At 67.9% G+C, this 3055-nt stretch carries 3 protein-coding genes; 1 reads left to right on the top strand and 2 read right to left on the bottom strand.

Annotation, left to right across the window (positions count from 1 at the left end):
• Window positions 1-256: 256 nt before the first annotated feature.
• Complete coding sequence (gene ppk2, locus RT567_RS15435; protein ID WP_313577120.1) at window positions 257-1000, top strand: polyphosphate kinase 2; 744 nt, start codon at window positions 257-259, stop codon at window positions 998-1000.
• A 6-nt stretch (window positions 1001-1006) separates the two neighbouring features.
• Here the strand turns inward: ppk2 and RT567_RS15430 are convergent, their stop codons facing one another.
• Window positions 1007-1651, bottom strand: a complete 645-nt coding sequence (locus RT567_RS15430; RefSeq protein ID WP_313577119.1) for a hypothetical protein — start codon at window positions 1649-1651, stop codon at window positions 1007-1009.
• A gap of 34 nt (window positions 1652-1685) precedes the next feature.
• Window positions 1686-2951, bottom strand: coding sequence for an acyltransferase family protein (locus tag RT567_RS15425; RefSeq protein ID WP_313577118.1), 1266 nt, complete (start codon window positions 2949-2951; stop codon window positions 1686-1688).
• Between the last annotated feature and the right edge of the window lie 104 nt (window positions 2952-3055).

Genomic DNA, 3055 nt, shown 5'->3' with positions numbered 1-3055 from the left:
CCCTGAGCCGTCACGGCCCCGCCCGCCAGGGCGACCGGCTTGACCGTGTCGAAAGCCGTCGTCAGGGCGGCGTCGAACGCCGCCTCGCCTTGCGCGCGCACCGCCGTAGGTGCAACGGCGGCCGCCGCGCCAACGGCCAGGACATGACGGCGATTGATCATTTTCGGCTCCTTTTGCGTTGCACCCTGAACGGCGAGGCTGGCGACGCCAGTGAATTCGCCGCAAGGTTCGCCGATCGCGACACAAGGACACGCCGATGGCCAAGGACGACTACGCCGACATCCTGGAAGCCCTGCAGATCCAGATGGTCGAGACCCAGGCCTGGGCCATCGAACAGGGACTGAAGGTCGTCATCGTCTTCGAGGGACGCGACGCCGCCGGCAAGGACGGGGCGATCAAGCGCATGACCGAATACATGGCCCCGCGGCAGACGCGCGTCGTCGCCCTGCCCAAGCCGACCGACCGCGAGACGACCCAGTGGTATTTCCAGCGCTACGCCGCCCATCTGCCGGCGGCGGGCGAAATCGTGATCTTCAACCGCTCCTGGTACAACCGGGCCGGGGTCGAGCCGGTCATGGGCTTCTGCACGCCCGAGCAGCATGAGCGCTTCCTGCACGACGCCCCGCATTTCGAGCGGATGCTGACCCAGTCGGGCGTCATCCTGATCAAGCTGTGGCTGGACATCAGCCGCGACGAACAGGCCCGCCGCCTAGAGGAGCGCGTCGACCATCCGCTGAAGCGGTTCAAGGTCTCGTCCCTGGACGCCGAGGCCCAGGCCCGCTGGAGCGCCTATTCCGCCGCCCGCGACGAGATGCTGAAGCGCACCCATGTCGACTACGCCCCCTGGACCGTGGTGGCGACCGACAAGAAGAAGACGGCGCGGCTGAACATCCTGCGCCACGTCCTGCGCCGCCTGAACCGCCCCGGCCTGGAATGCCGCGAACCCGACCCGAACGTCGTCTTCCCCGGCGATGAGGCGCAAGGGCGGTTGGCGGAATAGACGGCCTCAACCGTCGCCGAACAGACGACGGTTCTTGGCGATGAAGGCGCGGATCGCCCCGACCAGCGGCCCGCCTTCGCGTCCCTTCAGATAGGCCCAGCCCGCGCTCGCCCCGATCAGGGCGCCGATGGCGTCGACGATCAGATCCCACATGGTGTCGACGAGGCCGGATTTCTGGGTGTTCAGGCCGAACAGCTGGTCGAGGGTGAACTCCCAGATCTCCCACAGGGCGCCGACCGTCACGGCGAAGCAGAAGGCGAAGAAGGCCACGGTGATCGGCGCCGCCGTCAGGCGCTCGCCGCGCACCAGCATGAGCATCAGCAGAGAGCCCACCAGGCCGAACCCGATCGCCGAGCCGCCGTGCAGCACCACGTCCCACCACCAGTAGCGTTCATAGAAATCCCCCACCTCGCCCAGAAACAGGGTGGCGCACAGGAAGGCGGCGATGGCGCTGACGAAGGCGGTCGGCAGGGCGACGCCGATCTTCTCGCCCAGCCACATGGGGACCAGCGACAGCAACAGGGTTCCCACGGCCACGAAGGTCACGCTGAAGGCGTCGGTCATGAAGCCGATGACCGCCGCTCCGATCAGGATGACCCAGGTCAGATAGAGGATGATCGGCGGGCGCCGGTCCTGGGGCTTGTGGTCCATACTGCGTCGCTCCTGCGCCATGCGTCGGCTCAGACTACGGCCTGACCGGCTTGGCCAGCAAGGCGGGGCGAGGATCGCGCTTCACGCCCAGCAACAGGCCCAGCGGCCCCAGACGGCGTGCGATCTCATAGGCGGCCCAACAACCGCCGAAGGTGACGGCGATCAGCAGCCCCGCCTCCAGCCCCTGCGGCAGGCCCAGCTTCGACAGGTGATAGGCCGCGACCACGGTGATCGTCTGGTGCACGATGTAGAAGCAGAAGACGCCGCCCGTCAGATAGCGCAGCCACCGCCCGCCACGGTTCAGGTAACGCGCGCCATAGCCCAACACGGCGGCGATGAAGGCCCATTGGTCGATGGCGTAGATCAGTCGCATGGCGGCCCTCAGCGCCTCAGGCGGGGTTCCGCTGTCGCGATAGGTCCAGGCGTAGACGGCCCATCCCGCCCAGGCGCACAGGGCCAGGATCAACGCCGGTCGCCGCAGCCACTCATAGGCCACCTTCAGCACCGCCGAACGCACGCTGAGGAAGCCGAACAGGAAGGCGCTGAACGAGACCGCATGGTTGTACCAGTCGTCGGTCAGGGCGTGGGTCGTCGGGAAGATGCGCGCCAGGGTCCAGCGCAGCAGAAACAGCCACAGCACCGGCCAGATCAGCAGGCCCCAGCCCTTCAAGGCCCGCTCCAGCCCCGACTGGATCGCGGGCAGCCAGCCGCGCCCGAACGCCAGCAGGCCCGCCAGCACGAGGCTGTAGACGAACAGATAGGCCACGAACCACATGTGGTTCCACGTCGGCGTGGTCAGGCAGCCGTCGGCGTCGCACCAGCCGCCGGACGCCGTGGCGTATTTCCCCCAGAAGTCGGCTAGCCAGGGCGAGTTCGCCGGATCGACCACGCCCAGCCCCTGCGCCGCCTCGATCACTTCGTAATAGGACTGCGGCGGCACGATCACGAACATGGCGAACAGCAGCGGCGGCAGCAGACGCCAGGTGCGCGACCCGGCGAAGCGGCGTGCGGCGCCCTTCCCTTCGCGCTGGAAGCCGTCGAACAGGAAACGGGTCGCGGCGCCCGAGACCAGAAACAGCAGGGTCAGCCGCCAAGGATTGGTCAACTGCATCACCGGCTCCAGCCACGCGACCGGCCGGGGGCTGTTCACATGCCAGTCCCAAGGCACGTAGAACATGCCGACGTGATAGAGGATCAGCAGCAGGAAGGCCCCGACCCGGATCCAATCCAGATCATGGCGGCGGGCGACTGCGAGGGGGCCAGTTGCGAGAGGGCTGGGTGCGAGGGGTTCTGACGACATGGGCGACCTGAAATGACGGAAACGACGCCATCCGCCGTGCCGCGCGCGGGGCGCGCCCGACAAGGCGCTGGGGCCGTTCGGTCAGATGCTGGGGCCGGATCGCG

It is taken from the genome of Brevundimonas sp. (genome assembly GCF_032107865.1).
Classification (GTDB): Bacteria; Pseudomonadota; Alphaproteobacteria; order Caulobacterales; family Caulobacteraceae; genus Brevundimonas.
Note: the sequence above shows the minus strand (reverse complement) of the source record. Positions and strands in the feature narration are given on the sequence as shown.

Excerpts from the sequence above, each read along its gene's own strand:
- RT567_RS15425 (WP_313577118.1), bottom strand. The coding sequence starts at position 2,951 with ATGTCGTCAGAACCCCTCGCACCCAGCCCTCTCGCAACTGGCCCCCTC.
- RT567_RS15430 (WP_313577119.1), bottom strand. The coding sequence starts at position 1,651 with ATGGACCACAAGCCCCAGGACCGGCGCCCGCCGATCATCCTCTATCTG.
- ppk2 (WP_313577120.1), top strand. The coding sequence starts at position 257 with ATGGCCAAGGACGACTACGCCGACATCCTGGAAGCCCTGCAGATCCAG.